At 66.4% G+C, this 13,762-nt stretch carries 14 protein-coding genes and 2 pseudogenes; 8 read left to right on the top strand and 8 right to left on the bottom strand.

Annotation, left to right across the window (positions count from 1 at the left end; all coding sequences use genetic code 11):
* Positions 1-79: 79 nt before the first annotated feature.
* The 5 genes and pseudogenes from CHB77_RS05200 (at position 80) to CHB77_RS05185 (ending at position 3,570) form a co-directional block, all read left to right on the top strand.
* Positions 80-859, top strand: coding sequence for an MBL fold metallo-hydrolase (locus CHB77_RS05200; protein WP_089387097.1), 780 nt, complete (start codon positions 80-82; stop codon positions 857-859).
* A gap of 45 nt (positions 860-904) precedes the next feature.
* A pseudogene (locus CHB77_RS05195) lies at positions 905-1,848 on the top strand (ABC transporter permease).
* A pseudogene (locus tag CHB77_RS05190) lies at positions 1,845-2,504 on the top strand (ABC transporter permease); the annotation flags it as partial. The pseudogenes CHB77_RS05195 and CHB77_RS05190, both read left to right, overlap by 4 nt.
* A 92-nt stretch (positions 2,505-2,596) precedes the next feature.
* Complete coding sequence (locus CHB77_RS18870) at positions 2,597-2,794, top strand: hypothetical protein (RefSeq protein ID WP_423212871.1); 198 nt, start codon at positions 2,597-2,599, stop codon at positions 2,792-2,794.
* The gene (locus CHB77_RS05185; RefSeq protein ID WP_423212877.1) at positions 2,752-3,570 is read left to right on the top strand and encodes an ATP-binding cassette domain-containing protein; all 819 of its coding nucleotides are present in this window, start codon (positions 2,752-2,754) and stop codon (positions 3,568-3,570) included. Before CHB77_RS18870 ends, CHB77_RS05185 begins: the two co-directional genes overlap by 43 nt.
* Here the strand turns inward: CHB77_RS05185 and fnrL are convergent.
* From fnrL to polA, 3 genes are all read right to left on the bottom strand, one after another.
* Positions 3,567-4,316 (bottom strand): transcriptional regulator FnrL, encoded by a 750-nt coding sequence (gene fnrL, locus CHB77_RS05180; protein ID WP_423212876.1) that lies wholly within the window; start codon positions 4,314-4,316, stop codon positions 3,567-3,569. The genes CHB77_RS05185 and fnrL overlap by 4 nt on opposite strands.
* 328 nt (positions 4,317-4,644) lie before the next feature.
* Entirely contained in the window at positions 4,645-5,586 is a 942-nt protein-coding gene (locus tag CHB77_RS05175) for a cation diffusion facilitator family transporter (RefSeq protein ID WP_089387095.1), read from the bottom strand.
* Positions 5,586-8,399: a DNA polymerase I gene (gene polA / locus CHB77_RS05170; RefSeq protein ID WP_089387094.1), complete on the bottom strand. Its 2,814-nt coding sequence runs from the start codon at positions 8,397-8,399 to the stop codon at positions 5,586-5,588. The genes CHB77_RS05175 and polA overlap by 1 nt, the downstream gene beginning before the upstream one ends.
* Between polA and CHB77_RS18825 the strand changes: the two genes are divergently transcribed.
* Entirely contained in the window at positions 8,398-8,652 is a 255-nt protein-coding gene (locus CHB77_RS18825; protein WP_341273552.1) for a DUF2256 domain-containing protein, read from the top strand. The two genes, polA and CHB77_RS18825, sit on opposite strands and share 2 nt — an antisense overlap.
* Here the strand turns inward: CHB77_RS18825 and CHB77_RS05160 are convergent.
* The gene (locus tag CHB77_RS05160) at positions 8,646-8,837 is read right to left on the bottom strand and encodes a zinc-finger domain-containing protein (RefSeq protein WP_089387180.1); all 192 of its coding nucleotides are present in this window, start codon (positions 8,835-8,837) and stop codon (positions 8,646-8,648) included. The two genes, CHB77_RS18825 and CHB77_RS05160, sit on opposite strands and share 7 nt — an antisense overlap.
* 152 nt (positions 8,838-8,989) lie before the next feature.
* Here CHB77_RS05160 and CHB77_RS05155 point away from each other — a divergent pair, with 152 nt between their 5' ends.
* The gene (locus CHB77_RS05155; protein ID WP_176430306.1) at positions 8,990-9,913 is read left to right on the top strand and encodes an ABC transporter ATP-binding protein; all 924 of its coding nucleotides are present in this window, start codon (positions 8,990-8,992) and stop codon (positions 9,911-9,913) included.
* On the opposite strand, the gene CHB77_RS05150 is transcribed toward CHB77_RS05155, so the two are convergent.
* Positions 9,910-10,293 (bottom strand): histidine triad nucleotide-binding protein, encoded by a 384-nt coding sequence (locus CHB77_RS05150; protein ID WP_089387093.1) that lies wholly within the window; start codon positions 10,291-10,293, stop codon positions 9,910-9,912. The genes CHB77_RS05155 and CHB77_RS05150 overlap by 4 nt on opposite strands.
* Before the next feature lie 15 nt (positions 10,294-10,308).
* Entirely contained in the window at positions 10,309-11,883 is a 1,575-nt protein-coding gene (locus CHB77_RS05145) for a DUF5928 domain-containing protein (protein WP_089387092.1), read from the bottom strand.
* A 131-nt stretch (positions 11,884-12,014) separates the two neighbouring features.
* On the opposite strand from CHB77_RS05145, the gene CHB77_RS05140 reads away from it, so the two are divergent.
* Positions 12,015-12,833, top strand: a complete 819-nt coding sequence (locus tag CHB77_RS05140) for a sulfotransferase family protein (protein WP_089387091.1) — start codon at positions 12,015-12,017, stop codon at positions 12,831-12,833.
* A 45-nt stretch (positions 12,834-12,878) separates the two neighbouring features.
* On the opposite strand, the gene dps is transcribed toward CHB77_RS05140, so the two are convergent.
* Both dps and CHB77_RS05130 read right to left on the bottom strand, forming a co-directional pair.
* Complete coding sequence (gene dps, locus CHB77_RS05135) at positions 12,879-13,352, bottom strand: DNA starvation/stationary phase protection protein Dps (protein WP_089387090.1); 474 nt, start codon at positions 13,350-13,352, stop codon at positions 12,879-12,881.
* 150 nt (positions 13,353-13,502) lie between these two features.
* Entirely contained in the window at positions 13,503-13,736 is a 234-nt protein-coding gene (locus tag CHB77_RS05130; protein WP_089387089.1) for an acyl carrier protein, read from the bottom strand.
* Positions 13,737-13,762: the final 26 nt, after the last annotated feature.

Genomic DNA, 13,762 nt, shown 5'->3' with positions numbered 1-13,762 from the left:
GCACCGGCCACGGCAAGGGAACCTTGTGCCCAGGGCCGATGTTTCCCTGTTCACCATTCCCATTGCCCGGAGACGTCCGATGTTTCTCAGCCGCCGCGCCAGCCTGATGCTGGGCATCGCCAGCCTTGGCGCCACCCTTCTGCCCCGGTTCGCCCTGGCCCAGACCGAAACCCCCGCGTCCTTTGCCTTTGCGGTCGAAGGCGGGCAGGTCGTGTTCCATCCGGTCGATCACGCGTCCATGGTGGTCGAAACGCCTGGCGGGGTGATCTATGTGGACCCGGTCGGCGGTGCGGATCTGTATGCCGGAATGCCGCGGCCAACGCTGATCCTGATTACCCATGAGCACGGCGACCATTTCGACCTGCCCACGCTTCAGGCCCTGCCTGCGGTCGCGATCATCGTCAACCCGGCCGTGCACGGGATGCTGCCCGCCGACATGCAGTCGCGCGCCACCCCCATGGCCAACGGCGATCAGGCCCAGGCCATCGGCATGGGGGTCGAGGCCGTCCCGGCCTACAACACCAGCCCCGACAAACAGCAGTATCATCCCCAAGGCCGCGACAACGGGTATGTCCTGACGATCGGCGGCAAGCGGTTCTATATCGCCGGCGACACCGAGGACACGCCCGAAATGCGCGCCCTGGACGGAATCGAGGTCGCGTTCCTGCCCATGAACCTTCCCTACACGATGACGGTCCAGCAGGCGGCCGACGCAGTGGCCGCGTTCCAGCCGGGCACCGTCGTCCCCTACCACCACCGCGGCAGCGACGTTGCAGAATTCGCCCGCCTCGTGCAGGCGTCGGACGCCGGCAGTCAGGTCGTGACCGCCAACTGGTATCCCCGCGGCGAGGCCGGTTGACGCCATCGCTTTACGGCACGGTCTTGGCGGGCTAGCGTTGCGGCCATGCTGCGGTATGTCGTGCGCCGGATGATCGTTTTGGGTCTAAGCCTGCTTGCGGCCTCGGCCTTGATCTTTGGCATCGTGGAACTGGTGCCGGGGGATCCCGCGACGTTCATGCTGGGAACGGGCGCACAGGCCGACACGGTGGCGTCGCTGCGCTGGCAGATGGGCGTGGACCAGCCGCTGCCGCTGCGTTACGCCGTGTGGCTGGGCGGTATCCTGTACGGCGATTTCGGCAGCAGCCTTACCTAAAAGACGCCGATCGCGGGAATGATCGCAGAGCGGTTGCAGGTGTCGTTGCCGCTGGCGCTCCTGGCATTGCTGCTGGCGATCACCATGGCGCTGCCCGCGGGGCTTCATGCGGCGGCGCGGCGGGGGCGGACGGGCGATGTGCTGGCGAGGGGAGCTGTCCCGTTCGGCATCGCCCTGCCGAATTTCTGGCTGGCGGTGCTTCTGGTTCTGGTCTTTGCGGTCAGGCTGCGCTGGCTGCCCGCGGGGGGCTTTCCCGGCTGGGCCGATCCCCTTGCGGCGCTGCGGTCGCTGATCCTGCCAGGCCTTGCGCTGGCCCTGCCCCAGGCGGCGATCCTGGCCCCTGTCCTGCGGTCGGCCCTGATATCGAGACGCAGGGCCAGGATTACATCCGCACCGCCCGCGCCAAGGGGCTGACGGCGGGCCAGACCCTGCTCCGCCATGCCCTGCGCAACGCCCCGATCCCGGTGCTGACCGTTCTGGGAATGCCGTTCAGCTTTCTGCTGGCCGGGGCGATCATCATCGAAAACGTGTTCTACCTGCCGGGGCTTGGCCGGATGATCTTTCAGGCCATCACGCAGCGCGACATGATCGTGGTGCAATCGGCCCTCCTGGTGCTGGCCGCCGCCGTGATCGCCGTAACCTTTCTGGTCGATCTGGCCTATGCCGCCGTGGACCCCCGGCTGCGCCGCGCATGAGGATCGGTACGATCCTGGGCGCCGTTCTGGCGGGATCGGCGCTGGCCGCCGCGATCCTGTCGGCGGTCTGGACGCCTTACGACATCACGCGGCTGTCGATTGCCGACAAACTGCTGGCTCCGTCGGGCGCGCATTGGTTCGGCACCGATCGCCTGGGCCGCGACATCCTGTCGATGGCGATGCTGGGCACACGGACATCGTTGGCGGTGGCCCTTGTCGCGGCGGGAATCGGCATGGGTCTGGGGGTGCCGCTGGGCCTGCTGGCGGCGGCTTGGCGGGGACGCTGGCCCGATGACCTGGTGATGCGCGGCAACGATCTGATCTTTGCCGTTCCATCGCGGGTCATCGCCATCGGCATCACGGCGGTCCGGGAACCATCGGCGTTGAACGCGATCATCGGCATCTTCAACATCCCCGTCTTTGCCCGCGTCGCGCGCGGCGGCGCGCTGCCCATCTGGACGCTGGATTACATCCGCGCGGCGCAGGTGGCGGACAAGGGGGCCGTTCGTGTCAGCGCGCAGCACATCCTGCCCAACATCGCCGGCCTGCTGGTCATGCAGGGCACCATCCAGTTCAGCCTGGGCATCCTGGCCGAGGCGGGGCTGTCCTATGTCGGGCTTGGCGTGCAGCCGCCCACGGCAAGCTGGGGCCGGATCTGCTGATCGCGGACGAGCCGACGACCGCGCTGGATGTCACCACCCAGGCGCGCATCCTGGCCCTGCTGGCGCGGCTTGTGCGCGATGACGGCATGGCGCTATTGCTGATTACCCATGACCTTGCCGTGGTCGCGGGAATGGCGGACCGGGTCGCGGTGATGCAGGCGGGCCGCATCGTGGAAAGCGGCGCGACGAAACAGGTGTTTCGCCAACGCGGCCACCCTTACACCCGCCAGCTTTCCGAGGCATCCCGCCATGTCCCTGCCCGCAGGCCGCCCCGTGCGACATAGCCGCTGGTTCAGGTCATGAATGCCTTCGCGATTACCGTCTGGACAACGGCACCCTACGCGCGCTGGACGGGGTCAGCCTGACCATCGGGCGGGGCGAAAGCGTCGGGCTGGTCGGGGAATCGGGCTGCGGGAAATCCACGCTGGCCTGCGCGATCCTGGGGCTGGATCCCTTGCAAGGCGGGCGGATCCGGCTGGACGGGCACGAGGTGACGGCAGGCCGCCGGATGCCGCGCGCCCTGCGGGCACGGATGCAGGCGGTGTTCCAGGATCCCTTCGGCAGCTTCGATCCCCGCTGGCGGGTGGACCGGCTGCTGGCCGAACCGTTTCCCCTGACGGGCCGCCCGCGCGACTGGCGCGACCGTGTGGCCCTTGCCCTGGCCGAGGTGGGCATGAACGCCGCCGACATGCGCAGGTTCATCCACGAATTTTCCGGCGGGCAGCGCCAGCGGCTTGCCATCGCCCGCGCCCTCATCATCCGTCCCGCCCTGATCGTCCTGGACGAGGCCGTGAGCGCCCTGGATATCCGCGTCCCGGCGCGGGTGCTTGACCTTCTGGCCCGGCTGCAAGCCGATCACAGCCTGTCCTATCTGTTCATCAGCCACGACCTGTCCGTGGTGCGCGGCGTCACCGACCGCATCCTGGTCATGCAGGCAGGCCGCATCGTCGAGGAAGGCCCGTCCGGCCGCATCATCGCCGCGCCCCGGCACGCCCAGACCCAGGCCCTGGTCGGGGCGATCCCGCAAATTCCGGCGGACTGGGCCTCGGCTGGGCCTTAGCGGGGATAGCCGCCATCGGCATCATTGCCCGATTCCCCGACCAGACGGGCAAAATCGGGAAAGATGACGGCGCGCTTTCCCACCAGTTCAATCACGCCGTCGCGTTTCAGCGCGCTGATCTGGCGGCTGACGGTTTCCAGCGTCAGGCCCAGGTAATCGGCCATCGCCTCGCGCGTCAGCGGCAGGTCGATCCGCATCCGCCCGCCGGGATCGCGCTTGTGCAGCGCGGCCTCTCGCCGGGCGATGATGGCAAGGAACGAGGCGATTTTTTCCCGCGCGGTCTTGCGGCCCAGCAGCAGCATCCATTCGCGCGCCGCGTCCAGTTCGTCCAGCGTCATTTCCAGAAGTCGATGCGCGACCTGGGGTGTTGTGCACATCAGCGCCTCGAAGGGCTTGCGGCGGAAACAGCACAGGACGACCCTGGTGGTGGCGACGGCGTTATAGGCCGCGATGTCCCGGTTGGGACGCCCCAGGAAATCGCTGGGCAGCAACAGGCCCACCATCTGCGTGCGCCCGTCGTCCAGCATTTGCGTCAGGGTGGCGACTCCCGTGACGACCGAGCCGACGAAATCCATCCGCTCGCCTTCCCAGACGATCGGCTGGCCCGGTTCGAAGCTGCGATAGAACTTCATCCCCTCCAGCAAGGCCAGTTCGTCCGCTTCGCAATGGGCGCAGACCGCGCGATAGCGGATAGGACAGTCGCCGCACCGTTCCTGCCCGTCATGGCTGGCGATTTTCTGGTTGATCTGGGTCAAGGCAATCCCGCGCGCTGGCGTCTAACCCTATCGTCATGACCAATGTTTCGCAACCGAGGCGGCCGGGTTTGTTCGATGCGCGTGTCCCGGCGCAACGTTCAGGGCCATACCGACGATCAGGCGCGGGCTTTGCTGGGGCTGGGCGCCTCGTCCATGTCCTGCTTTCCGCATGGCTATGCACAAAACGCGGCCGCGGCCTATATGGCAGGGGTGCGCGCGGGGCGGCTGCGGGTGGCGCGGGGACACGCCGTCACATCCGAGGGCCGCGGGCGCGGGCGGATGATCGCCCATCTGCTCGACGCCTATGCGGCGGCGCCCATCAGCCGTCCGTCCGCGATACAGGCAGATCCTGATCCCGGTCATCGGTGCGGCGTTCCGACGGCTCGATCTCGATGGTGGAATGGGCGACGTGGTGGCGGCGGGCCAGCATATCCCTGGCGGCGCGGGTGACGGCAAAGGGATCGTCCGCATCGACGACAAGGTGGACGGACGCCGCGGTGCGTTTTTCGTCGATCTGCCACAGATGCAGGTGATGGGCCGCGCGGACGCCGGACACCGCATGCAGATCCGACAGGACGGCGCCGGGATCGCTGCCCGGAGGCGTCGCCAGCATCAGCATCCGGAAGACCGGACCGATCTCGGTCGCGATATGCCACAGGATCACGGCAGAAATCGCCAGGGTCAGGATCGGATCGGCCAGGTTCCAGCCAAAGGCCCAGATCAGCGCGCCGCCCAGGATGACCGCGGCCGAGACGCCTGCATCCGCCAGGTTGTGCAGGAACGCCGCCCGGATGTTGGTGCTGTCCCGCGATGCCCGCCAGACAAGCGCGGCAGTCGCCAGATCGACGACCAGGGCAAAACCCGCCAGACCCACCACCAGCCCACCCGCCACCTGCGGGGGATCGGCAAGGCGGCCAAACGCCTCGACTGCCAGCCAGACGGACACGGCGATCAGCGCCAGATAATTGACGAAGGCCGCGACGATTTCCGCCCTGCCCCAGCCAAAGGACCAGTCGGGCGTGGCCGCCCGCTGCGCCAGGCGCCGCGCCCCGAACGCCAGCGCCAGGGCCAGCGCGTCCGACAGGTTGTGGATGCCGTCGGCGATCAGCGCGGTGGAATCGGCCGCATAGCCGCCGACAACCTGCGCGACGGTCAGGGCAAGGTTGACCACGACCGCCCAACCGATCACGCCGTCACCGCCCTTGGAGCCATGGGTATGCCCGTGCGAAGGGCCATGCGAATGCGTGCGCGGTTGATCCATCAATGTGCCTCGGCCCAGTTTGCCCCCTGTCCGGCATCAACGACCAACGGCACGGACAGTTTCACGGCCGGTTCGGCCGCCCCTTCCATCACCGCGCGGGCGGCCCCGATCAGGTCGTCCACGGCGTCGTCGCGCACCTCGAAAACCAGTTCGTCATGGACCTGCAACAGCATCCGCGCGGGCAGATCGGCGATGGCCGATGGCATTCGGATCATCGCACGGCGGATGATGTCGGCCGCCGCCCCCTGGATCGGCGCGTTGATCGCCGCGCGCCGGGCGCCCCCGGCGGCGGGACCGTTCTGGTTGATGCCCGGCGTGTTGATGCGCCGCCCGAACAGGGTGCGCACGCTGCCGTCGGATTTCGCGTCGGCAACGGTTCGGTCCATATAGGCGCGGATTTCCGGGAATCGCTGGAAATAGGTGTCGATGAAGGTTTGCGCCTCGGCGCGCGGGATGCGCAGGTTGCGCGACAGGCCGAAACTGGAAATGCCATAGATCACGCCAAAGTTGATCGCCTTGGCGCGGCGGCGGATCATCGGGTCCATGCCTTCGACCGGCACGCCGAACATCTGGCTGGCGGTCATGGCGTGGATGTCGATGCCGTCGCGAAAGGCCTGCTTCAGCGCCGGGATGTTGGCGACATGGGCCAGGATGCGCAATTCGATCTGGCTATAGTCCAAGCTGACCAGCCGATGCCCCTCGGCGGCGATGAAGGCCTCGCGGATGCGGCGGCCTTCCTCGGTCCGGACGGGGATGTTTTGCAGGTTGGGGTCGGTGGAGGCCAGCCGCCCGGTCTGCGCGCCCGCGATGGAATAGCTGGTGTGGACGCGGCCCGTGTCGGGGTTCACAAAGGTCGGCAGCGCGTCGGTATAGGTCGATTTCAGCTTGCTGATCTGCCGCCAGTCGAGGATTCGGGACGGCAGGTCGTGGCCCTCGGCGGCCAGATCCTCCAGCACGTCGGCGCTGGTGGAAAAGGCGCCGGTCTTGCCGGTCTTGCCGCCCGACAGGCCCATCTTGTCAAACAGGATCTCGCCCAATTGCTTGGGGCTGCCGATGGTGAATTTCTGGCCTGCCAGGGCATAAATCTCATCCTCCAGCCCGGCCATCTTCTGCGCGAAGGCGCCCGACATGCGGCGCAGCACCTCGGCGTCGATGCGGATGCCGGCCATCTCCATCTCGGCCAGGACCGGGATGATCGGGCGTTCGGTCATCTCGTAACTGGTCGTGACGCGTTCCACCGGCAGCAGGGGTGCGAAATGGTTGTAAAGCCGCAGCGTGACCTCGGCATCCTCGGCGGCATAGGGGGCGGCCTTGTCGATGGGCACTTGGGCAAAGTTGATCTGCGACTTTCCGGTGCCGATCAAGTCCTTGATCGGGATGCATTTGTGGGCCAGATACCGCTCGGCCAGTTCGTCCATGCCGTGGTTGTGCGTGCCCGCGTTCAGCGCATAGGACATCAGCATCGTATCGGCCAGCGGCGTCATGCGGATGCCCCCCAATTCCGGGATCTGGCGGGCCAGCATCTTCCAGTCGTATTTCAGGTTCTGGCCGATCTTGAGGATCGCCGGATCCTCCAGCAGCGGCTTCAACGCCGCCAGCACCTCGGCCAAGGGCAACTGCCCCGCGACGGGGGCGGACTGGCCGAACAGATCGTCGCCGCCCGCCACATGGCCGACGGGGATATAGCAGGCCTTGCCCGGCGCCACCGCCAGGCAGATGCCCACCAGGTCGGCCTGCATCTCGTCCAGGCCGGTGGTTTCGGTGTCAACGGCGACCTGGCCGGTGTCGCGGATCAGTCGGACCCAGCGGTCCAGGGCATCGCGGTCGGTGACGGTTTCATACCGCGCGCGGTCGATGGGCGGCAGGTCGGGCGCGGCGGGCGCATCCCGGACCGGGGCCGACACCACGGCAGGCGCCTCGGCCCCCAGCTTCTCGGCCACGCGGGCGGTCAGGGTGCGGAACTCCATTTCCGACAGGAAAGTCAGCAGGGCAGGCGCGTCGGGGGGGCGCACCTCCAGACTTTCCAGCGTGAAATCCAGCGGCGTGTTGCAGTCCAGTTCCACCAGCCGCTTGGAAACCCGGATCTGGTCGGCATGGTCGATCAGCGTCTGGCGGCGCTTGGGCTGCTTGATCTCATCCGCGCGCGCAAGCAGCGATTCCAGGTCGCCGAATTCGGTAATCAGCTGGGCGGCGGTCTTGATGCCGATGCCCGGCGCGCCCGGCACGTTGTCGGTCGGATCGCCCGCCAGCGCCTGCACGTCCACCACGCGGTCGGGCCAGACGCCGAATTTCTCGAACACCTCGTCGCGGTCGATGGGCTTGCCCTTGATCGGGTCCAGCATCTGCACGCCGTCGCCCACAAGCTGCATCAGATCCTTGTCGCTGCTGATGATCGTCACCGTGCCGCCCGCATCCCGCGCCTTGCAGGACAGGGCGGCGATGATGTCGTCGGCCTCGTAGCCCTGCGTCTCGATGCAGGCGATGTTGAAGGCGCGGGTGGCGTCGCGGGTCAGCGAGAACTGCGGGCGCAGATCCTCGGGCGGTTCGGGACGGTTGGCCTTGTAGGCGGTGTAGATCTCGTTGCGGAACGTCTTGGACGAATGATCGAAGATCACCGCCGCATGGGTCGGCGCGTCGTGGCCCCGTTCGTCGCTGACGTATTTCCACAGCATGTTGCAAAACCCCGCCACCGCGCCGACCGGCAGGCCGTCGGACTTGCGGGTCAGCGGCGGCAGGGCGTGATAGGCCCGGAAGATGAAGGCCGATCCGTCGATCAGGTGCAGGTGACAGCCCTTGCCGAAGCCCTCGCTCATGGCCATGTTCCTTTTCGGTTCCGATGCCGGTTCTGGCATGTTCGTGGCGCCCTTTCCAGACGCCACGCCCAAGGCGCAAGAGGTGGCCATGCCCAGAATGGTTCGCAAGGGCGACCTGCCCACCAGGATCTGCGCCGGCTGCGGGCGCCCGTTCGCGTGGCGCCGGAAATGGGCAAAGGACTGGAATCAGGTGCGGTATTGTTCGGACAAATGCCGCGCCGCCAAGGCGCCCAAGGCTGCCCCGGATCAGTGATCGTCGTCGTGGGCGCGGTCCCGGTCGATCACGAAGCGCTTGTCGCAATAGCCGCAATCCACGAACCCGGTGACGGGAGAGATCGCCAGCCAGACGCGCGGATGGCCCATCCCCCCCGCATCGTCGCCGTCGCAGGCGATCTTCCATTGCGTGACCATCTGCGTTTCCGGGGCCGGCAGCTTCAGTTCGGACATGTCCGACTGCTCGGTCGAGAGCGAGTTTTCCGGGATCACGTATCGCGTCATGGCTGGCCTTCTTGTGGCGGCGGGCGGCATCTGGTGTTATCCCCCATACCGCAGCGCCGCCTGCCTTCGCAAGCTCTGCCAAGGATGCCATCATGCCGAACGCCATCGAAATCGCCGGTCTGCGCAAGACCTATGCCGCGCAGGGGAATGCCCCTGCCAAGGACGCGCTGAAGGGCATCGACCTGTCCATTCCGGCCGGCAGCATCTTCGGCCTGCTGGGACCGAACGGCGCGGGCAAATCGACGCTGATAAACATCCTGGCGGGGCTGGTGAACAAGACCGCCGGAAAGGTCACGATCTGGGGGTTCGACCAGTACGTGAATCCGCGCCAGTCGCGCGCGGCCATCGGGGTGATGCCGCAGGAGCTGAACATGGATCCGTTCTTTACCCCCCGCGCCAGCCTGGAGGTTCAGGCGGGCCTGTACGGCGTGCCGAAATCCGAACGCTGGACGGACGACCTGCTGGACCTGGTGGGGCTGCGGGATCAGGCCAATGCCTATGCCCGCAACCTGTCGGGGGGCATGCGCCGCCGCCTGCTGCTGGCCAAGGCCCTGGTCCACCGCCCGCAGATCCTGGTTCTGGACGAACCCACGGCGGGCGTGGACATCACCCTGCGCGAGATGCTGTGGCAGAACGTTCGGGCGCTGAACCGCCAAGGCATGACCATCATCCTGACCACGCATTACCTGGAGGAAGCCGAACAGATGTGCGACGAGATCGCCATCATCAACCACGGCGAACTGGTGGTGCAGCAGGACACCCGCAGCCTGCTGTCGCGCACGGACGGCAAGACGCTGGTGCTGGACACGGGGGGGCGCGTCCCCCTGCCCGCCCTGCCCGATGGCGCGCATCCCGAATGGCGCGGCGATGGGCGGCTGGCGATCAGCTATCCGCCGTCGCGGATCCGCGCCGATCAGGTGGTGGACGCGCTGCGCGGCGCGGGCATTCCGATCCTGGACGTGGCCACCGAACAGCCCGATCTTGAAGACGTGTTTGTCGAAATGACGCGGGCCTAGCCCTGCCGGGCCAGCATCGGCCCCATCACCCGCCCGCCCATGATGTGCAGGTGGTAATGCGGCACCTCTTGCACGCCGTGGGGGCCGGCATTGGCGACGGCGCGGAAACCGCCGTTCCCCTCGGCCAGCCCTACCCCTTCGGACGCGCAGATCTGCGCGCAAAGCCGGGTAAAGGCCACGATCTCGGCGTCCGAGGCGTTGGTCGCGAAATCGTCAAGGCTGACATAGCGCCCCTTGGGGATCACCAGAAGATGCACCGGGGCCTGGGGCCGGATGTCGCGAAAGGCAAGGGCATGGTCATTCTCGGCGACCTTGTCGCAGGGAATTTCCCCGCGCAGGATTCGGGCGAAGATGTTGGCGTCGTCATAGTCGAAGGCCATGGGCAGGTCCTGTGGTCAGTCGGTGAACAGATGCGGCGTCTGGGCCAGATCATGCGCGACCTTGTGCGAAACATCCAGAAAGCCCGCAAGCGCCGCCGCGTTCGCATCCGCAGGCGCAGAGTCCGCGATGCTGGAAAAACCCGCAAGGCCCATGCGGTGCAGCCGGTCGGCCTCGTGCGCCAGATCGCGGGCGACCACGGGCAGCAGGTCGCGAATCACGGTTTCGGGCGTTCCCTCGCCCGCGAGGCCGATGCGGCGCATGTGGCCGCGCAGATAGGCTTCGTCGAAATGGCTGTCGATGAACAGGATCCGCGTCCGGGACCGATCCGCCGCGAAATCCGCGATCAGCGGCAGGGCCGAGGGATCCAGGCACAACACCAGCTGGCGCGAACCGCAATCGTCCAGCAGCAGCCGCACCAGCGCGCGACGGTGGCGTTCCCGTTTGGCCAGCGTGGACGCGATGCCGCCCAAGTCGGGCAGCCCCGCATCGCGTTCGTTGAAGACGTAATCCATCGCGGGAATGTCGGTCAGCGCCCGGATCCGGGCGGTCAGCCGCTTGGCCACATGCCATTTCTTGGCGACGATCAGGCAGATGGTGCTGCCGCGGGTCGCGCCGTGATCCTCCCAGAAACGCGGGGCGAAACGCCCCCCCACGCGCCCCCGGCCGGTCAGGAACCGGAACAGGCGCGGCGCCTCGTTGGAAATGGCAAAGCCGATGCCTTCGGCCTGCCACAAGACCCCCAGCCGCGCGCGCAGATCCTGCGCCTCGGCGCTGATCTTGCGGGCGAACAGGTAATCCTGCCGGATCAGCAGGTCATAATGATCGTTGTAGAACGTCACCGGCATCCCGTAATCGGTAAACATCAGGCAGGTCGGCGACCGGCGCCGGATTTCCCCCTTGGGCACCAGATGGGCGACAAGGGTTTGAAAGAACGTCTCGTCGGGGATCCAGGTGGTGCGAAAGAACCGCGTCAGATCGCGCCGCTCCCGGATCAGCGCCAGCACGGCTTCGACCGTGCCGCGGCGCAGGCACCACCATTGCGACCCGATCATCACCTGCACGCCCTGGGGTGGCTTGCGGCGCAGCCGCAGCCATTGCTGTGCCCGCAGGGCGGCATAGAACAGCCGCCTGTGGCGTCTTTCGTTGAACCAGTGCCGATAGACCAGCCGTTCGGTCCTGATGCCGGTCTTGATCCAGTCGCTGTCGAAAAAATCGAAGGATTCGATGTAATCGCAATCGTCGCGGTCCAGGAACGCGCGGGCGTATTCCGCCGACTTGATCGGCATGCAATCGCCCGACAGCAGATAGAAATGCGTGGCCTGGGGAAAGCGCCGCTCGGCCGTTTGCAGCGCCGACAGGGTGGCGGCGACCAGCGACCAGTCCCCCCAGCCGCATCGGAACCGGCGCGGCGCAAGAACCACCCCGCCGTTGTCGGCCAGGCAGTCCCGGATCCGGCGATAATCGGCGGCGGGGGCATTGCGGTCGTAATGGATGACGACATGATCCCCCGTCGCCGTCAACCGGCGGGCCTGATCGACCACCCCTTGCGGATCCTTGTGGGCCAGCAGGATGAAGGCGATACGGGCCATGAGGGAGGAATTCTTAACCTTTTGCGTGCTAACCAAGCGCCGATGCAACTTGCGCTTGATCGGCTTTCTGTGTGTAAACGTCTTCGCCGCGCCACGGCAAGCCGGACCGCGTTCATGAAGGGGGTGCGACGATGGGCTTTCCCGGCGTCTGGATGACCGAAAGCGAAAGCCTGATCTATCGGGTGGTGCCGAAATGCGCCTGTTCGACCATTGGGCAGATCATGTTCTATTCCGACCATGGCCGGTTTTTCGATGGCGACATCCATGATGCCGACACCGGCCTGCACAAATGGGCGCAGGACGGCAGCAAGCCCCTGATCGAGTCCGCGGTGCGGCGCCGGGACGCCGTGGCCTTTACCTGCGTGCGCAACCCTTATGCCCGGATCCTATCGTCCTTCTTCGACAAGATCGCGGGGATCCAGCGCAACGGCCGGCGCTATCGCGGCAACCTCGTGCCGCAACTGGCGCAGCGGTACGGGATCGACGTGGGCAGTCCGGAAAACGGCTTCGACTTCGACCAGATCGCCAGCTTCCGCCGGTTCCTGCTGTTCGCCCGCGACACGATCCTGTGGCGGCGCCCGATGGAGCCGGACATCCACTGGTCGGCCATGTCCGGCCATATCGGAACATTCATCGCCAACGGGGGGCGTTACGACCGGATCCTGTTCACCGAAACGCTCGACGACGGCATGGCCAAACTCTTGCACGCTGCCAGGACACCTGTGCCGGTCGATCTGGCGGCCGTGCCGCGGTTCAATGAGTCGGAAGGCCATGGACCAAGGCGCGCCCACGCGGTCAGCGCCTTTTTCGACGATCTGTCACGGCATCTGGTCTGGGAAATCTACAAGGACGATTTCCAGCTTTTCGGCTATGATTTCGACGATCCCGACAACCGGCTGCCCCAGGGCGAGATCGATTTGGGCCGGGTTCACGCGCGCCTGGCGCCATAGCGGGGGGGCAGCGCCGCCCCCGCCCGGTGATCGCTCGCGCTTTGGTCAGGCAAGATTGCTGGACATGAACCAGAGATCCTTGTCCACCGTCCGCGACACCGCCGTCAGCAGGTCGGCCGTGTCGGCGTCGCCCGCCTCGTCGGTGGCGTCTATGGCCGCCCGCAGTTTTTCGCCATGCGCACGATAGCGTTCGCACAAGGCGCGCAGGTGATCCTCGACCTTGGTCAGGTCCGTCGGATATTCCGACAGCGTGCTGCCCGAAGATACCCTCTCGGCCGTTCCGACCGCCGCGCCGTCCAGCACCTGCACCCGTTCGGCCATCGTGTCCACATGCTTGCGCAGGTTCTCGTGGACCGTATCCAGCAGTTCGTGGACGCCGATGAAGCCTGGCCCCCTAAGATTCCAATGCGCCTGCTTGACCGCCATTGCCAAGGCAATCGAATCGATTAGACGCCCGTTCAACTCGGAGATGGAGGTCTTGCGCGCGTTGTCGGACAGCCCCTTCAGCTCTACTGCCATGATCGGCCCTTTCCTTTTTGGTGTTCGGCGGGTCAACACGGTGCGGCGATCAGGGTTCCCCGGAGGGATCATGGCGCCGAAATGGAAACGGCGCCCCTGCCGGTGCAGGAACGCCGCAAAAACAGGTTCTTCACCCTTGGTGAAAAAGGATCAGACCGCGCCCTTGATGAAGGTCACGGCATCGCCGACCGTCTGGATGGTCTCGGCGGCGTCATCGGGGATCTCGATGCCGAATTCTTCCTCGAACGCCATGACCAGTTCCACGGTATCAAGACTGTCGGCGCCCAGGTCGTCGATGAACGAGGCGGATTCGACCACCTTGTCTTCTTCGACGCCCAGATGCTCGACCACGATCTTCTTCACGCGATCAGCGATATCGCTCATGTCATATCCTCATTCTCGCGGGCATC

Origin of the sequence: Paracoccus sediminis, from assembly GCF_900188295.1 — a bacterium.
In the GTDB taxonomy this organism is placed as follows: Bacteria; Pseudomonadota; Alphaproteobacteria; order Rhodobacterales; family Rhodobacteraceae; genus Paracoccus; species Paracoccus sediminis.
The sequence above is the reverse complement of the archived record's forward strand: the minus strand, read 5'-3'. Positions and strand labels throughout refer to the sequence as shown.

Excerpts from the sequence above, each read along its gene's own strand:
- CHB77_RS05200 (WP_089387097.1), top strand. The coding sequence starts at position 80 with ATGTTTCTCAGCCGCCGCGCCAGCCTGATGCTGGGCATCGCCAGCCTT.
- CHB77_RS18870 (WP_423212871.1), top strand. The coding sequence starts at position 2,597 with ATGGCGCTATTGCTGATTACCCATGACCTTGCCGTGGTCGCGGGAATG.
- CHB77_RS05175 (WP_089387095.1), bottom strand. The coding sequence starts at position 5,586 with ATGGATCAACCGCGCACGCATTCGCATGGCCCTTCGCACGGGCATACC.
- CHB77_RS18825 (WP_341273552.1), top strand. The coding sequence starts at position 8,398 with ATGGCCATGTTCCTTTTCGGTTCCGATGCCGGTTCTGGCATGTTCGTG.
- polA (WP_089387094.1), bottom strand. The coding sequence starts at position 8,399 with ATGAGCGAGGGCTTCGGCAAGGGCTGTCACCTGCACCTGATCGACGGA.
- CHB77_RS05155 (WP_176430306.1), top strand. The coding sequence starts at position 8,990 with ATGCCGAACGCCATCGAAATCGCCGGTCTGCGCAAGACCTATGCCGCG.
- CHB77_RS05150 (WP_089387093.1), bottom strand. The coding sequence starts at position 10,293 with ATGGCCTTCGACTATGACGACGCCAACATCTTCGCCCGAATCCTGCGC.
- CHB77_RS05145 (WP_089387092.1), bottom strand. The coding sequence starts at position 11,883 with ATGGCCCGTATCGCCTTCATCCTGCTGGCCCACAAGGATCCGCAAGGG.
- CHB77_RS05140 (WP_089387091.1), top strand. The coding sequence starts at position 12,015 with ATGGGCTTTCCCGGCGTCTGGATGACCGAAAGCGAAAGCCTGATCTAT.
- dps (WP_089387090.1), bottom strand. The coding sequence starts at position 13,352 with ATGGCAGTAGAGCTGAAGGGGCTGTCCGACAACGCGCGCAAGACCTCC.
- CHB77_RS05130 (WP_089387089.1), bottom strand. The coding sequence starts at position 13,736 with ATGAGCGATATCGCTGATCGCGTGAAGAAGATCGTGGTCGAGCATCTG.